The following is a 15,594-nucleotide window of genomic DNA, read 5'->3' as shown; positions in this document are numbered from 1 at the left end:
CGGACCCGCGAGGTGACCTGGACGTTATCCACAGGAGGACCGGAAGGGACCGCTCCATCCACAGGCGGGGCCGAGGCCGGTTCATCCACAGGCAGGGCCGACGGCCGCCTCGTTCACACGGAGGCCGGAGGGATCGGTCTATAGGGAGGCAGGAGGGACAGGTCCATCCATACCAGGCCCTACGAAGGCGAGGTCACCAGGCGGGCTCCCCGAGGTCCTGCTTCTGGAGGAGGGCGGCCAGCTCCCGGGCGTCCTCGGCGTCAAGGCCGAGCACGACGCGCGGCCGTCCCCACGGGTGGTCGATGGAATGGGCGACGTAGCTGGCGACGGACTCGCTCGCGCCCTCGTCGTCCTTGCCCCGGGCGGCCCGCCAGTGCGCCCACGCACGCTCGAGCTCGGCCGCCGCGCGCTGCGCGCACGACACCAGTTCCGGATCACGCATGACAACCCCCGGTCAGGGCACCGGCCACCTGGTCCGGCGGGCACCGCCTGCCCACCCGCTGCCCCCGCGACACGCGGGCGCACCATTCCAGATCGGTCCGGTCCGGCACGCCGGAGGGCCGGCGCCATGCTCCGAGTCAACACGGGAGGTGCGCCGATCCCGTGGAGGTTGACCTACCCTTGGGGATCACTTGGAGCCGGGCCGGTGCTGTGCCGCACGACCAGCTTCGGCGTGACCTGCCGCAGCCGCGCGACCTTCCCGGGGTCGCCGATGCGGTCGCTCAGCAGCGCGGCGGCCGACCTGCCCATCGAGCGGCGGGGCTGGTCAAGGCTGGTCAGCGATATGTGGTGCACGGCGGCCAAGTGAGTGTTGTCGTACCCCACGACCGACAGGTCTTCGGGGACGCGCAGCCCGAGCTCGCTCGCCGCCACCAGCACGCCGAGCGCGACGACGTCGTTGGCCGCGAAGATCGCCGTGGGACGGGGGTCACGTTCCAACAGAGCGCGTGCCGCCCTGCGCCCGCCTTCTTCGGTGAAGTCCCCGTGCTCGACCATGATGTGCGGGGCCAGCCCGTGCCGGCGCATCGCCACGAGGTAGCCCTCGCACCGGAACCTGGCCGAGGACGACGGCGTGCCCTCGATGTGGGCGATCCGCTTGTGCCCCAGCTCGACCAGGTGATCGACCGCAAGCCGCGCGCCGAGCTGGTCGTCGTCCACGACGATGTCCACGCCTTCGAGCTCGACGTCCCGCTCGCCGACGACCACCGTCGGCGTGTACGCCGCGGCCTCGGCCAGGGTCTCGCTCGACGGCGCGACCCCGAGGAGCACCAATCCGTCGACCCGGAGCTCCAGGAACGCCTCGACCGCTTCCTCCTCGAAGGCGGGATCCCAGCGCCCGCTTCCGATCAGCAGCCGCAGCCCGTCACCGTGGAGGCTCTCCTGGAGGCCGTCCAGGAACTCGGCGTAGAACGGGTTGTGCAGGTCGGCGACCAGTGCTCCCACCAGATGGGTACGTCCCTCGACGAGGCTGCGCGCGACGGCGTTGGGCCGGTAGCCGAGTTCCCTGGCCGCCTGCAGCACCGCCTCGCGCCGGTGTTCGCTGACGTGCGGGGACCCTCGCAGCACCAGGGACACCAGCGACTTTGAGACGCCCGCGCGTTCTGCAACGTTCCGGATCGTCGGCCGGGGACGCGGCCCGTGCGCGTCACCGAGGCCGGGCTCGGTCGTGCCGACCTCGGAGTGGTACCGGGCGGTCGTCTGGATGGACGGTCCTGACATGGTTCTCCCCACGCTGAGTGGATGTGCACCTGTCAGACCAAACGATCGAGTCGCGCTGAGGGTACGGGTGTTTGTGCGCCTCGCTGCATGGTCCTCTGGGCCGCCCCTTATTGGGCACGCCCTCCGATAGTGTGCGCAGTGTGGGTGCGACATCAAGGGCCCCAGGTGAGCGCGAGAACGCCGGTCCCGGCGGCGCGCGCCCGGCACGGCGCAGGCTGACCGTCGACCGCCGCCGTGAAGAGCTGATGGCCGCCGCCCTGGAGCTCTTCAGCAAGCATGATGTCGAGGACGTCTCGATCGACGATGTCGCCGCCGCGGCGGGGGCCTCTCGCGCGCTGGTCTACCACTACTTCGGCGGCAAGCACGAGCTGTACGTCGCCGCGTTGCGCGGCGCGGCGCTGGAGCTGGAGGAGCGGCTGCGTCCCGTGGCGGGCGGCACGCTGGCCGAGGAGCTGGCGGCGGGCCTCACGCGCTACTTCGACTTCGTGGAGGACCACGCGGCCGGGTTCGCGGCCCTGCTGCGCGGCGGACCGGCCAATCGGGCGGGCGAGGTCGGGGTGATCGTCGAGGGCGTCCGCAGGCGCCTGACCAAGATGATCCTCATCCAGATGCGCGTGAGCGAGCCGAGCCCGGCGCTGCGCATCACGCTGAGGTCCTGGATCGCCTGCGTCGAGACGGCCGGGCTCGACTGGCTGGAGGTACGCGACATCGATCGCACGGTCCTCGAACGTCTGCTGCTCGACCAGATGGTCGCGTTACTGAAGGTCGCCGCCGGCCAGGACGGTCAGATCGGCCGGTTGCTCGCCGATCTCGGGCGGCAGCCCCCGCCGGGTGGTGACGCTCCGTGAGGGTGCGCGGGGCCGATGTGGCGGAACGGTTACGACTTCGTACCGCCGCGGCCGGGGTGGCCGCGGGTGGACATCCGTGGATCTTCGCCCAGGGAACGGTGGATAGGGCTTCCGTGCGGTGGAGGCCCTAGATCCGTTATCCACCGGGACGTATCCGCCTGGCTTTCCGTGGACCGGCGCCGGGCGGGCGGCGCCTCCCCACGCCGGTCCCATGGCCTTGTTCGCGGCTCCAGGGCATGCGATGAGGCAACGTGGCCCACCGCTACAGCCCCGGCCCGCCCCCACGCGGCCATGGGTGTGTGGTGGACGCGCTCACATACGGGACGCGAGCGCGCCGGTTCTCCCCCCTAGGTCCTTGACGGTCCCGCCCTCACTCCGATCGCTGCTGCGGGATGCCCGCGAGCAGCGCACGGACCTCGGTCTCCCGGTAACGCCGGTGACCTCCGAGGGTGCGGATGGACGTCAACTTGCCCGCCTTCGCCCACCGAGTAACGGTCGAGGGGTCGACGCGGAACATGGTGGCGACCTCCGCCGGGGTGAGCAGTGGCTCGGCCTCGGGTGTACGAGCTGACATTTGTGCGGCCTCTCCTCCGTGGACCGGCGACAGCGATCCTGCGACTTGTGTTGGCGCTTGTCATGGATGTCCCACAATGATCCAGTTCGTACGGATTTTTCTGGACCGTATGCGGTATCACCCGATGTGACCATACAGCCACGTAGAGCGATTGGCGAGCCCTCAAAGTACAACGCCTTGTCCACGGGTTGATGTCACGCTCGGTGATTCTAGCGACACGTTTCGTGGTATCGCAGTGAAAACGGCAAACTACTCAGTTCGCAGAAGCGAGCTGGTGACTCCCGTTACCTACTTTTGCAGGTCACGTGCATGATTTGCGGTTCAGTTCGCCGATTCGAGGGCTTGTATTGACTTCCAGCGGACGATCACGCGCTGATACATGGCGTAGGCCAGTTCTTCTTGACCCGTGTCCAACCCGGTGAGCGCCGCCGCCAGCTCGGCCGCCGACTGGTCGGCCTGGAGCGTCGCGTCGTCCATCACGTGGACGAGGCCGCCGTAGTCCAGCTCGACCAGCGAGTGCGGGTGGAACTCCTCCAGCCAGCGCCCGACCTCTTCCACGTCGGTCAGCGTCCCGACCTCGCCCACGTGCCTGCGGATCACGACCAGCGCCCGCGCGACTCTGCGGCGCGCCTGCGCCATGGACGTCACGTACAGCAGGTTCCTGGCCGGGGCCGTCGTGGTCGGTGTGGTGGGGGTGGACGGCTCCGCGGACGGCTCCTCACGGTGACCGAGGACGAGCCACCGCTCGGCGGAGTCGAACGGCACGAACCAGGACGTCGGGACGTGCCACGTGCTCGTGCGGATATGCGTGCGCAGCGCGGAGGAGCCGCCCTTCTGCTTGTACCGGTCGAAGTCGTCGGCGGTCTGCTCGGCGATGGCCCTCGGCACGAAGCGGTCGGCCAGCTTGATCGGCGTGGCGCCCCGGAACCGGGCGAAGGCCAGCCAGGACCTCAGCCTGCTCTGCCAGGGGCAGACGTAGAGGGTCTCCTCGATGCGCCGCAGGTAGGCGTTACCGCTCTCGGCCCCGGGCGCGGGCATCGGTGGCACGCCCAGCAGCCGCCGGACGGCCTCCGCGTGCTCGGCCTCCAGGGCGAACGCGCGGCGCGGCCGGTCCTTGGAGTCGGCGTACGCCGCCCAGAAGGTGCGCTCGCGCTCGGTGAACGCGGACAACGGCTCGTAGACACGGAGATAGGCGGCGTAGGGCAGCACATCTCGAATGGTGCCATGGAGCGGCGAGCCGACGCGAGCGAGCGAGGTCGACCACGTTCAGTGGCGCCGCCGCGGCCTGGGACGACCACCGGCGCGCGGGGGTTCACCGCCCGATGGGTGGGACAGAAGTTCCGGCAAATGGACGATCATGGTCCCGGCGAGGCCGGATGGATAATGTGGTTTTCCAGGATTCGCCGCGACGAGGCGGCGGACGGGAATGACCGGGAGTCACCACAGTGACCGACGTCTTCGGGCCGTCCCACCAGGACGCAGGCCCCTCGATCGGACAGGCCAGGCACGAGCAGGTCGTCTTCTGCGCGGACGACCGCAGCGGTCTGCGCGCGATCATCGCCATCTACAACACCGCCCTCGGCCCCGGGCTCGGGGGCACGCGCTTCTACCCGTACGAGGACGAGCAGACGGCCCTCGCCGACGTGCTCAACCTCTCGCGGGCGATGGCGTACAAGAACGCCCTGGCGGGGCTCGACCTGGGCGGGGGCAAGGCCGTGATCATCGGAGATCCGGCCAAGGACAAGAGCGAGGCGCTGCTGCGCGCCTACGGCCGCTTCATCCAGTCGCTGGGCGGCCGCTACTTCACCGCCTGTGACGTGGGCACCTACAGCGAGGACATGGACATCATCGCCAGGGAGACCCCCTACGTCACCGGGCGCACCCCCGCGCACGGCGGCGCCGGCGACTCCTCCATCCTCACGGCGTACGGCGTGTTCCAGGGCATGCGCGCCTCGGCCGAGCACGTCTACGGCTCCCCCACGCTGCGGGGCAGGCGCGTCGGCGTGGAAGGTGTCGGAAAGGTCGGGTACCGGCTGGTCGACCACCTGCTGGCGGACGGCGCCGAGGTCGTGATCTGCGACGTGAGCGCCGAGGCCGTCGAGCGGGTCCGCAAGGTGCACCCCGAGGTCGAGGTCGTGGCGGACGCCGCGGCGATGAAGCGGGCCGACATCGACGTCTACGCGCCGTGCGCGCTGGGGGGCGCGCTCGACGACGCGGCGGTCGCCGGGCTGCACGCCAAGATCGTGTGCGGTGGGGCCAACAACCAACTCGCCCATCCCGGCGTGGAGAAGCAGCTCGCGGAGCGAGGCATCCTTTACGCTCCGGATTACGTCGTCAACTCCGGCGGCGTGATCCAGGTGGCCGACGAGATCGAAGGCTTCAACATGGAGCGCGCCAGGGCAAAGGCGACGCAGATCTTCGACACGACGTTGAAGATCTTTACGATCGCCGAAGAGGAAGGGGTTCCACCGGCGGCGGCGGCCGATAGGCTGGCGGAGCGCAGAATGTCGGAAGTCGGTCGGCTTAGGGGTATTTGGCTGGGCCGCTGACTGTGGACGCCCATACGGCGTACCGAGAGGCGCGCAAAACAGGTACGGTTGTAGGCGAACGAGAGCTGACGCCGGAAGTCAGGCGGCATCAGCGCGTGATGCGTTAGCGACGAGGGGTCGGGCACGACCCCGCATGAGGGGGTCGAGCCGATGGGGCGCGGCCGAGCCAAGGCCAAGCAGGTGAAGGTTGCTCGCCAGCTCAAGTACAACAGTGGCGGCACCGATCTTGACCGTCTTCGCGAGGAGCTCGGAGTCAATCACGACTCCAACCGACACGATGATGACGACGTCGACCACGAACTGGCCGATCGGTACGCCGATTACGCCAGCGAGATCGGCGATGACGACGAGGACGACAGGTCCCGCCGCCGATAGGCGATTTTCGGGTTGACGCTGGTAGGGCACCCGGTGAACGATGGCTCGCCGAGTGCCTCCTTCGCGCGCCTGAAGAGCTCCTTGTCATCCTGGATGGCGAGGAGCTCTTCGTCGTGCCCGAACACATTCGCGTAGATCGCGGCCATGCGCCGCCCTGGACCCCTGCCACCTTGATCATGGGCTCGACGGCCCCGGCCATGCGGGCGGGGCCGAAGGCCGTCAGCCCGTGAAGCGGGCCTCGCCGGTGCCCGGGACGATCTCGCCCAGCACCCAGGCGTCCTGCCCCCGCTCGCGCAGGACCTTGAGCGCCTGGTCGGCCGACTCGGCCGGCACGACCGCGCACATGCCCACGCCGAGGTTGAACGTCCGGTCCATCTCGATGGCCGGCACCCGGCCGTACCCCCCGATGACCTCGAAGATCGCCGGGGGCGTCCACGACGCGCGGTCGAGCAGCGCGTCCACCGAGCCGGGCAGCGACCGTGCGAGGTTCGCGGCCAGCCCGCCCCCTGTGATATGGGCGAAGGCGTGGACCTCCGTACGCCGCGTGAGCTCCAGGCAGTCGAGCGAGTAGATGCGCGTCGGCTCCAGAAGCTCCTCGCCCAGCGTGCGATCGAGCTCGGGAAGCGACCCCTCCAGCTCCAGGCCCGCCGTGCGCAGCACGTGCCGCACCAGCGAGTAGCCGTTGGAGTGGACCCCGGACGACGCCAGGCCCAGCACGACGTCGCCCGGCCGCACGCGGGCGGGCCCGAGCAGCTCGGACGCCTCGACCACGCCGGTGCCCGCGCCGGCCAGATCGTACTCGTCCGGCCCCATGGCCCCGGGGTGCTCGGCCGTCTCGCCGCCCACCAGGGCGCACCCCGCCAGGCGGCAGCCCTCGGCGACCCCGCCGACGATCTCGGCGACGCGCTCGGGCACCACCTTGCCGCAGGCGATGTAGTCGGTCATGAACAGCGGCTCGGCCCCGCACACCACCAGGTCGTCCACGACCATGCCGACCAGGTCGATGCCGATCGTGTCGTGCTTGCCCAGGGCCTGGGCCAGCATGACCTTGGTGCCGACGCCGTCGGTGGAGGTCGCCAGCAGGGGACGGGTGTAGCGCAGGAAGGCCGAGGCGTCGAAGAGGCCGGCGAACCCGCTGGCGTCGTCCACCACCTCGGGCCGCCGCGACCGCGCCACCCGCGACTTCATCAGCTCGACCGCGCGGTCGCCCGCCTCGATGTCGACGCCGGCCGCCGCGTAGCTGCTCACGCCAGAGTCGCCCCCGGCCACCTGGCCCGTCACGCCTTGGCCTCGAGGACGAACTTGCCCACGTTGTCGCGGTCGATCGGGATCGGATACGAGCCGTCGAAGCACGCGCGGCACAGCCGCTCGGCGGGCAGCGTGGTGGCCTCGGTCAGCCCGTCGAGCGAGATGAACCCGAGCGAGTCGGCACCGATGGACTCGCGGATCTGCTCGACCTCCAGCGACCCGGCGATCAGCTCGGCCTTCGTGGCGAAGTCGATGCCGTAGAAGCACGGCCAGGACACCGGCGGCGAGCTGATGCGCACGTGCACCTCGGTCGCGCCGGCCTCGCGGAGCATCTTGACGATCGCGCGCTGGGTGTTGCCGCGCACGATCGAGTCGTCCACGACGATCAGGCGCTTGCCCGCGATGACCTCCCGCAGCGGGTTCAGCTTGAGGCGGATGCCCAGCTGGCGGATCGTCTGCGAGGGCTGGATGAACGTGCGGCCGACGTAGGAGTTCTTGACCAGGCCCTGGCCGTACGGGATGCCGCTCTCCTGCGCGTAGCCGATCGCGGCGGGCGTGCCCGACTCGGGGGTCGGGATGACCAGGTCGGCCTCCACAGGGTGCTCGCGGGCCAGCTTGCGGCCGACCTCCACGCGCGTCGCCTGCACGCCGCGCCCCGCGATCGTGGTGTCGGGACGGGCCAGGTAGACGTACTCGAACAGGCAGCCCTTGGGCTCGGCGAGGGCGAACCGGCGCGAGCGCACGCCCCGCTCGTCGATCGTCAGCAGCTCGCCCGGCTCGATCTCGCGGGTGAACACGGCGCCCACGATGTCGAGCGCGGCCGTCTCGGAGGCCACCACCCAGCCGCGGTCCAGGCGGCCGAGCACCAGCGGGCGGATGCCCTGCGGGTCGCGGGCGGCGTACAGCGTCTTCTCGTCCATGAAGACCAGCGAGTAGGCGCCCTTGACCTCCGGCAGCAGGTCGGCCGCGGCGTCCTCGATGGACGTGCCCGGGTCGCGGGCCAGCAGCGACGTGAGCACCTCGGTGTCGGTGGTCGCCCGGGTGGCGCCCGACGGCAGGCGTGCCATCAGGTCGGGCGTGTTGATCAGGTTGCCGTTGTGGGCGAGCGCCAGGCCGCCTCCGTCGCTGGAGCTGAGCGTCGGCTGCGCGTTCTCCCAGACGCTCGAACCCGTCGTGGAATACCGGCAGTGGCCGATGGCCAGGTGCCCGCGCAGCGTGCCGAGCACCGACTCGTCGAAGACCTGGGCGACGAGGCCCATGTCCTTGTAGACGAGGATTCTGCTGCCTTCGCTGACCGCGATGCCCGCGGACTCCTGGCCGCGGTGCTGCAACGCGTACAGCCCGTAGTAGGTGAGCTTGGAGACGTCCTCCCCAGGGGCCCACACTCCGAAGACGCCGCAGGCGTCCTGGGGAGCGCGGTCCTGGGGGTCAAGGTCATGGCCTAGCCGGCCGTCGCCCTTTAGCACGTGCTTCATTCTAAGTTGGGGGTTTGACTACCTGGTAACCCGGGTGCGTCCGGGGCGGGCCAAGGTGGTCACACGTGGGCGCGCCCACGCCGGTCGTCGGGCAAAGTTCGCCGCCGTTTCGCCGTGTCCTGTAGGCATGCCGTCCGATCCGGGGGAGAGTGGGGGGTCAGGCATGCCCAGGTCGAGAGAGCGGACCGTGACGACATCTGGCGATCCGAACAACCCGGACCCGTGGGGCGACCAGCACGGTCGCCGCGACGACGGCGGACCCTCCTACGGCGAGCGGCCCCCGAGTGACCGCCCTCCCCATGGGGAGGGCGGCCGGCCTCCCTACGGGTGGCCGCCTCCCGGAGATCAGCCTCCCCGGGACCAGCCTCCGGGCGGGTGGCCCCCGGGGGGTGAGCAGCCTCCGTACGGCCCGCCGCCGTACGGAGGAGGCCCTCCCTACGGGCAACCGCCCGGGGGGTGGCCGCCCGGAGCCCGCCCCGGCGGCGGGCTCGGCACCGCCTCGCTGGTCCTCGGCATCGTCAGCCTGTTCCTGCTGTTCATCTGCGGCCTCGGCGTGCTGACGGCGATCGTCGGCATCATCCTCGGCATCATCGCCCTGGTCAGGAACACCAACCGGGGCCGCGCGATCACCGGCATCGTGCTCAGCGGCCTCGCGCTGGTCCTCGCGGTCGTCGGCTTCACCTGGTTCTTCTCGAACTTCCAGGAGTGCTTCAACCTGCCGACGCAGGCAGAGGCGCAGCAGTGCGTCGAGCGCAAGCTCGGCGTGAACGTCCAGACGCCGTCGCCCTGACGTGGGTCACTCCGGCGAGGTCAGCGGGAGGAACTCGGACAGATCGGCACGGGTGCCGCTCGCGCTGATCTTACCGGCGTCCATCGCCTGCTCCCAGGTGACGCGCCCGGTCGCGAGCTCCAGCCAGGTGCGCGGGTCCGTCTCCACCACGTTGGGCGGGGTGCCCCGGGTGTGCCGGGGGCCGGGCACGCACTGGACGGCGGCGTACGGCGGGACGCGCACCTCGACCGTCCGCCCGGGGGCCCGCTCGGCGAGGCGCTCCAGAAGGTGGCGGACCGCGAGCCGCGCGAGGTCCTTCTCCGGACGCAGCCCGCGCCCGTACAGGCCGAGGACGACCTCCACGGCCGCGGCGGGGGCGGCCTGCGCGGGGCCGTCGTAGGGATGCTCGCCCAGCTCGGCCAGCTGCGCGTCCAGCGCGGCGCGGAGCAGTTCGGGGTCGATCTTGCGTGCGGGCATCCCTCTATCCTGCCCGGCACGGGACCTTTGTCGTGCACGGCACCGGGCGCGAAACGCCGTTCACCCCGCTGGAAGCCGATGTTCATGCCACGTTGTGATGACGGCCGTACGGTCCGACGAGGAATACACCGCAAGATCTTGGAGGGACCAGTGGCGAACCCGTCGCCGCGCAGAATGCTGCCTTTGCTCTCGGCACCGCGTATGGGCGGCCGGGACGCGATGACATGCCAGTTCCGGTGTGGAAACGCCTGCGCTCACGAGGTGTCCAACACCAGTGACAACCCCTACTTCAACGACATCCTGACGAACACCCTCTCGCGCAGGGGGGCGCTGCGGGCCGGAGCCCTCGGCACGCTCGTCGCCACCGCGGGTGTCGCGGGCGCAGCCGTACCCGCCTTCGCCGACCCCGGCGACGAGGCCGCCGCGCAGACCCTCGGCTGGGGGCACCAGAAGGGCGGCCTGCGGTTCACGCCCGTGGCGCCGAACTCCGCCGACGCCCTGACCGTCGCCGACGGCTACGCCTCCTCGGTGGTGGTCCGCTGGGGCGACCCGGTCCTGCCGGACGCGCCAGCGTTCGACTTCGACCACCAGACCGCCGCGGCGCAGGCCAAGCAGTTCGGCTACAACTGCGACTACGTCACCTTCTTCCCGCTCGGCCGCGACCGGGGCCTGCTGTGGGTCAACCACGAGTACACCGACGAGAACCTCATGTTCCGCGGCTGGACCAGCGGCGACACCGTCCCGCTGGAGCAGGTCAAGATCGGCATGGCCGCCCATGGTGGCTCCGTCGTCGAGATCGAGCGCGCCGGCTGGTCCGGGGAGTGGAAGCTCGTCACCCGCGGCCGCCGCCGCTACAACCGGCGCGTCACCGCCCAGACCCCCATGCGGTTCAGCGGCCCCGCCACCGGGTCCGCCCTGCTCAAGACCGCGGCCGACCCGCGTGGCACCACGGTGTTCGGCACGCTCAACAACTGCGGCGGCGGCACGACGCCGTGGAACACCGTGCTGACCGGCGAAGAGAACTGGAACCAGTACTTCGTCGGCGGCAACGGCGTCCCCGACGCCCAGAAGCCCTACCTCACCCGGTACGGCATCAGCACCACCACCGCCATCCCGAGCGGCAACCGGCGCTTCGACCGGGTCGAGGAGCGCTTCGACCTGGCCAAGCACCCGCAGGAGATCAACCGCTTCGGGTGGGTCGTCGAGGTCGACCCGTTCGACCCCGACTCGACGCCGATCAAGCGCACGGCGCTCGGCCGGTTCGCGCACGAGGCCGCCACCACCACGCTGACCCGGGACCGCCGCGTCGCCGTCTACATGGGCGACGACGGGCGGTTCGAGTACATCTACAAGTTCGTGTCCAAGGACCGCTACATCCCCGGCTTCGACCGGCACAACCGGGGCCTGCTCGACGAGGGCACCCTGTACGTGGCGATCTTCACCGGTGACAGCCCCGCCACCGAGATCGACGGCACCGGCAAGCTCCCCGCCGACGGCGCCTTCGACGGCACCGGCAAGTGGGTCCCCCTGGTCAGCGGGAGCAGGTCGTTCGTCGACGGGATGACCGCCCAGGAGGTCCTGGTCTACACGCGCATCGCCGCCGACAAGGTGGGCGCGACCAAGATGGACCGCCCGGAGGACATCGAGCGCAACCCGGTCAACGGCAACATCTACGCCGCGCTGACCAACAACAGCAACCGGGCCGTCGCCAACGCGGACGAGGCCAACCCGCGGGCCTCCAACAGGCACGGCCACATCCTGGAGATCGCCGAGGACGGGAACGACGCCGGCGCGACGGTCTTCCGCTGGGCGCTGCCGCTCGTCTGCGGCGACCCCAACGACCCCTCGACGTACTTCGCCGGGTTCGACAAGACCCAGGTTTCGCCGATCTCCTGCCCGGACAACGTCACCTTCGACCGCGAGGGCAACCTCTGGATCGCCACGGACGGCAACGCGCTCGGCAAGAACGACGGCCTGTTCGCGATGCCGCTGTCCGGCCCCGACCGGGGTCACGTCCGCCAGTTCCTGACGGTGCCCTACGGCGCCGAGACCTGCGGCCCGCTGATCACCCCGGACCAGCTCAGCGTGTTCGTCGCCGTCCAGCACCCGGGCGAGATCACCGGCGCCACCCCGGACAACCCCGCCAGCCACTGGCCCGACGGCGGCACCGGCCAGCCCCGCCCCTCCGTGGCCGTCGCCTGGCACAAGCAGGGCAAGAAGATCGGCTCCTGACCCACCCGCGCCGCCTCCCGGAACCATCTGGAAGGCGGCGCGGTCTTACGGAGACGTGGGGTGAGGGGACTTATGGAGACGTGGGTGAGGGAAGGCCCTGACGGTCGTCAGGACTGGACGGTCGTCAGGACTGGACGGTCGTCAGGACTGGACGGTCGTCAGGCGAGCAACTCGTCGGTGGTCGCGACGGTACCTGCGCGACGAAGCCACTGTTCGAGCTGACCGATGTCGGTGCACGAGGAGATGCGCTCGCGCTGCACGTCGGTGACGGCGAGCCCCCGCCCCTCCAACACCAGCAGAACGGACTTGGCCTCCCCCTTGACAAGTCCTTCCTCGCGGCCTTCCTCGCGGCCTTCCTGGCGGCCTTTGGCGCGGAGTTCGGAGATGTAGGGGTGGGTTTTGGTGTCCATCAGCGTCCTCCATACGTCCCGTGCGTGTCCCTTGCCGAGACCGGACTCGGTGAACTCGGCCAGGTCCGCGGCCTCTTGCTTGTCGATTTCGCGAAGTGCGTCGGACAGCACGTCCAGTATCGCATCAACGTTTCGTGACCTCGCGTGTACGACTGCCGACAGGATGGCGAAGTAGACGTCATCGGCCGCCTTGTCCTTGTCGGTGATGGCCGGGACATTGTCGGGGCCGAGCACCAGGGGGCGGACGGTCAGGGCGGGCCACTCGGGCAGGCCGACCACATAGGGATCGCGGGCCCAGCGCGCGGTGGCGGCGTTGCGGCTGGTGACGATCAGCAGCACGTCGCATCTGTGGGTGTCGTGCAGGTGGGCCAGGTAGCGCGCCCAGCGGCGGCGTTTCTCCTCCGACTTCTTGGTCTGGGATTCGACGGCGACGATCACCTGGGTATCGGGAAAGTGGAGCATCACCAGGGTGTCGACCCAGCGGGGGACGGGTTCCAGGTCGGTGAGGTCGACATTCATGATGTCGACCTTGACCGGGTCGGGCAGGGGCATGCCCAGTTCTTTCCGTAGGACGCGAGCGAGCAGGTCGGTACGTCGTTGGAAGATCCTGTGCAATGCCTCATGCGGCGCAGTAGGCATGACGGTAAGTTATCGGCAAATCACTGACCGTGCACATCGTGCCGGTCAAGGCGAGCGTCGGCTGTGGGTGGGCGGCACTCGCCCCTGGGGCGGCGTCAGGTTCAGGCCACGGGCTCGGGGATCTTCGGGGCGTCCGCGGGGGTGGGCGGTGCGGCGCGCCGGGCGCGCAGGGAGATGAGGCTGACCGGCACGCCGAGCGCGACGATCGCGGCCGCGACGACGAGCGCGAGTTGGTACCCGTCCAAGAACGCCGTGAGGGGACCCGCGCCACCGGCCGCGGACGAGCTCTGGCGGGCGCTGAGGATCGCGCCGAGCAGGGTGACCCCGAGCAGGCCGAACACCTCCCGGGAGACGTTCAGCACGCCGGACGCGACGCCCCCGCGGCCCTCCGGCAGTGCTCCGAGGATCGCGTTGGTGAGGGGCACGAGCAGGCCCGCCCCCACGCCGTACACCATCAGCCAGGGGAAGATCTGCACGTACGTGCCGCCCTCGCCGACGAAGCTCAGCGCGACCACGGCGACGGCCATCAGGCCGAGGCCGAGGGCGACGGTCGGGCCGGTGCCGAGGCGGCCGGCGATGCGGGGTGAGACGGTCGCGAGCGCGGCCATCAGCAGGGCCATGGGGACGAACGCCGCGCCGGCCTGGGTCGGGGTGAAGCCGAGGACGTTCTGGAGCCACAGGGCGGTGAAGAAGTAGATGCCGAAGATGCCGAACGCCCACAGCCCCATGGAGAGCAGCCCGCCGCTGAAGACGCGTTCCCGGAACAGCGACAGGTCGATCATCGGCTCCTTGGCGCGGGTCTCGATCAGGACGAATGCCGCCGCCGCGACCGCCGCCGCCGCGAAGGACCCGAGGATGACCGCGGACGTCCAGCCCCGGCTCTCGCCCTCGATGAGCGCGTACGTCAGCGCGAACAGCCCGAGCGAGGAGGCCAGCAGGCCGGGGACGTCCAGGCGGTGGCGGACGGTGGGGCTCGACCCGCGCATGGCCCAGGCGGCGAGCGCGAAGGTGATGAGGCCGATCGGGACGTTGATCAGGTAGATCCAGCCCCAGTGCCAGTTCTCGCTGATGAACCCGCCGGTCAGAGGGCCGAGGGCGAGCGCGAGGCCGCCGATGGCGCTCCAGATGCCGACCGCCGTGCCCCGCTCGCGCGGGTCGGGGAAGAGCTGGGGGATCAGTGCGAGCGCTGTGGGGGTCAGCAGCGCGGCGCCGACGCCCTGCAACCCACGGCTGAGTATCAGCGTCGTCCCGTCCCCCGACAGGCCGGCCGCCGCCGAGGCCAGCGTGAAGACGGCGAGGCCGGTCAGGAAGACGCGCCGCTGGCCGAACACGTCGGCGAGCCGCCCGCCGGCCATCAGCAGCCCGGCGAACACCAGCATGTAGCCGCTGACGATCCACTCAAGCCCCGAGATCGTCAGCCCGAGGTCCCGCTGGATGGTCGGCAGGGCCACGTTGACGACGTTGTTGTCCAGGTAAGTCATGAAGGTGGCGAGCGAGACCGCCACCAGAGCCCACCATCTGCGATTCACAGAAAATCTCCTCTACGCTGTACTTGTACGTCGTACATGTACGTCGTACAGGAGATCCTGTACCCCGTATAGTTGTCAAGTGGCCGCAGAGAAACTGACCCGCGACAGCGTGGTCGAACGGGCCTTGGAGCTCGCCAACGAGGAAGGCGTCGAGTCGCTGACGATCCGGCGGCTGGCGGGCCGTCTGGGCGTCACTCCCATGGCGCTGTACTGGCATTTCAAGAACAAGGACGAGCTGGTGTGGGCGCTCGCCGAGCATCTGCTCGCCGGCGTGACGGCGGACGTCTCCCCGGGCGACCCCTGGCAGAAGCGGCTGCGCCGCATGGTCGAGGCGCTCGTCCGGACGATGCGCGAGCATCCCTCCCTGCCCGCCTTCCTCACCGCGGTCGAGGACAAGCGCGACGTGGAGAGCTTCAAGCGCGCGACCGAGGCGGCCCTGGACGCGCTCACCACGGCCGGGTTCACCCTGAGCGAGGGCTACTACATCTCGTCCTACCTGCTCAACGCCTCGATCGCCCTGGTCAAGTACCAGCCGGGGTGCCCGGTCGGCATGCCGGAGGCCGAGCAGGCCGAGATGCTGCGGCTGCGCAGGCTGCACCTGGAGTCGATGCCGCGCGACCGCTACCCGCACATGGTCGAGTACGGCGCCACGCTGGGCGCGCCGCCCGACCTCGACCACTACTTCGCGTTCGGCGTCGACCTGATGATGGAGGGCGTCGAGGCCCTGGCGCGGTGCCGGGAGTGAAACAG

The 15,594-nt window shown here is 70.2% G+C and carries 15 protein-coding genes; 6 read left to right on the top strand and 9 right to left on the bottom strand.

Features of this window, described 5'->3' with window-relative positions:
• Window positions 1–193: 193 nt before the first annotated feature.
• Both DQ384_RS36015 and DQ384_RS36010 read right to left on the bottom strand, forming a co-directional pair.
• Entirely contained in the window at window positions 194–442 is a 249-nt protein-coding gene (locus DQ384_RS36015; RefSeq protein ID WP_114033360.1) for a hypothetical protein, read from the bottom strand.
• A gap of 173 nt (window positions 443–615) precedes the next feature.
• Window positions 616–1,719 (bottom strand): LacI family DNA-binding transcriptional regulator, encoded by a 1,104-nt coding sequence (locus DQ384_RS36010; protein ID WP_114033359.1) that lies wholly within the window; start codon window positions 1,717–1,719, stop codon window positions 616–618.
• A 140-nt stretch (window positions 1,720–1,859) separates the two neighbouring features.
• On the opposite strand from DQ384_RS36010, the gene DQ384_RS36005 reads away from it, so the two are divergent.
• Entirely contained in the window at window positions 1,860–2,567 is a 708-nt protein-coding gene (locus DQ384_RS36005; RefSeq protein WP_245967032.1) for a TetR/AcrR family transcriptional regulator, read from the top strand.
• Between the two features lie 370 nt (window positions 2,568–2,937).
• Here DQ384_RS36005 and bldC read toward each other — a convergent pair whose 3' ends face one another.
• Both bldC and DQ384_RS35995 read right to left on the bottom strand, forming a co-directional pair.
• Window positions 2,938–3,141, bottom strand: coding sequence for a developmental transcriptional regulator BldC (gene bldC / locus DQ384_RS36000; RefSeq protein ID WP_114033357.1), 204 nt, complete (start codon window positions 3,139–3,141; stop codon window positions 2,938–2,940).
• Between the two features lie 321 nt (window positions 3,142–3,462).
• Entirely contained in the window at window positions 3,463–4,350 is an 888-nt protein-coding gene (locus DQ384_RS35995) for a DUF8083 family protein (protein ID WP_114033356.1), read from the bottom strand.
• 236 nt (window positions 4,351–4,586) lie between these two features.
• Between DQ384_RS35995 and DQ384_RS35990 the strand changes: the two genes are divergently transcribed.
• The gene (locus tag DQ384_RS35990) at window positions 4,587–5,690 is read left to right on the top strand and encodes a Leu/Phe/Val dehydrogenase (RefSeq protein ID WP_114033355.1); all 1,104 of its coding nucleotides are present in this window, start codon (window positions 4,587–4,589) and stop codon (window positions 5,688–5,690) included.
• Window positions 5,691–5,840: 150 nt separating this feature from the next.
• Window positions 5,841–6,065, top strand: a complete 225-nt coding sequence (locus DQ384_RS35985) for a DUF3073 domain-containing protein (protein WP_114033354.1) — start codon at window positions 5,841–5,843, stop codon at window positions 6,063–6,065.
• A 219-nt stretch (window positions 6,066–6,284) separates the two neighbouring features.
• Here the strand turns inward: DQ384_RS35985 and purM are convergent, their stop codons facing one another.
• Window positions 6,285–7,313, bottom strand: coding sequence for a phosphoribosylformylglycinamidine cyclo-ligase (gene purM, locus DQ384_RS35980; protein ID WP_114033440.1), 1,029 nt, complete (start codon window positions 7,311–7,313; stop codon window positions 6,285–6,287).
• 29 nt (window positions 7,314–7,342) lie between these two features.
• Window positions 7,343–8,788 (bottom strand): amidophosphoribosyltransferase, encoded by a 1,446-nt coding sequence (gene purF / locus DQ384_RS35975; protein WP_114033353.1) that lies wholly within the window; start codon window positions 8,786–8,788, stop codon window positions 7,343–7,345.
• A gap of 187 nt (window positions 8,789–8,975) precedes the next feature.
• Here purF and DQ384_RS35970 point away from each other — a divergent pair, with 187 nt between their 5' ends.
• On the top strand, window positions 8,976–9,578 hold the full coding sequence (locus DQ384_RS35970) for a DUF4190 domain-containing protein (RefSeq protein WP_114033352.1): 603 nt from the start codon (window positions 8,976–8,978) through the stop codon (window positions 9,576–9,578).
• A 6-nt stretch (window positions 9,579–9,584) separates the two neighbouring features.
• On the opposite strand, the gene DQ384_RS35965 is transcribed toward DQ384_RS35970, so the two are convergent.
• Window positions 9,585–10,034, bottom strand: coding sequence for a sterol carrier family protein (locus tag DQ384_RS35965; protein WP_114033351.1), 450 nt, complete (start codon window positions 10,032–10,034; stop codon window positions 9,585–9,587).
• Between the two features lie 174 nt (window positions 10,035–10,208).
• Here DQ384_RS35965 and DQ384_RS35960 point away from each other — a divergent pair, with 174 nt between their 5' ends.
• Entirely contained in the window at window positions 10,209–12,266 is a 2,058-nt protein-coding gene (locus DQ384_RS35960; protein ID WP_245967038.1) for a PhoX family protein, read from the top strand.
• 158 nt (window positions 12,267–12,424) lie between these two features.
• Here the strand turns inward: DQ384_RS35960 and DQ384_RS35955 are convergent, their stop codons facing one another.
• A complete protein-coding gene (locus DQ384_RS35955) occupies window positions 12,425–13,228 on the bottom strand; it encodes a hypothetical protein (protein WP_114033350.1) in 804 nt (267 codons plus the stop codon).
• A 188-nt stretch (window positions 13,229–13,416) separates the two neighbouring features.
• Window positions 13,417–14,844: a DHA2 family efflux MFS transporter permease subunit gene (locus DQ384_RS35950; protein ID WP_114033349.1), complete on the bottom strand. Its 1,428-nt coding sequence runs from the start codon at window positions 14,842–14,844 to the stop codon at window positions 13,417–13,419.
• Window positions 14,845–14,923: 79 nt separating this feature from the next.
• Between DQ384_RS35950 and DQ384_RS43865 the strand changes: the two genes are divergently transcribed.
• The gene (locus DQ384_RS43865) at window positions 14,924–15,589 is read left to right on the top strand and encodes a TetR family transcriptional regulator (RefSeq protein WP_281274174.1); all 666 of its coding nucleotides are present in this window, start codon (window positions 14,924–14,926) and stop codon (window positions 15,587–15,589) included.
• The last annotated feature ends 5 nt before the right edge of the window (window positions 15,590–15,594 follow it).

The organism is Sphaerisporangium album, assembly GCF_003323745.1.
GTDB classification, from domain to species: Bacteria; Actinomycetota; Actinomycetes; order Streptosporangiales; family Streptosporangiaceae; genus Sphaerisporangium; species Sphaerisporangium album.
Note: the sequence above shows the minus strand (reverse complement) of the source record. Positions and strands in the feature narration are given on the sequence as shown.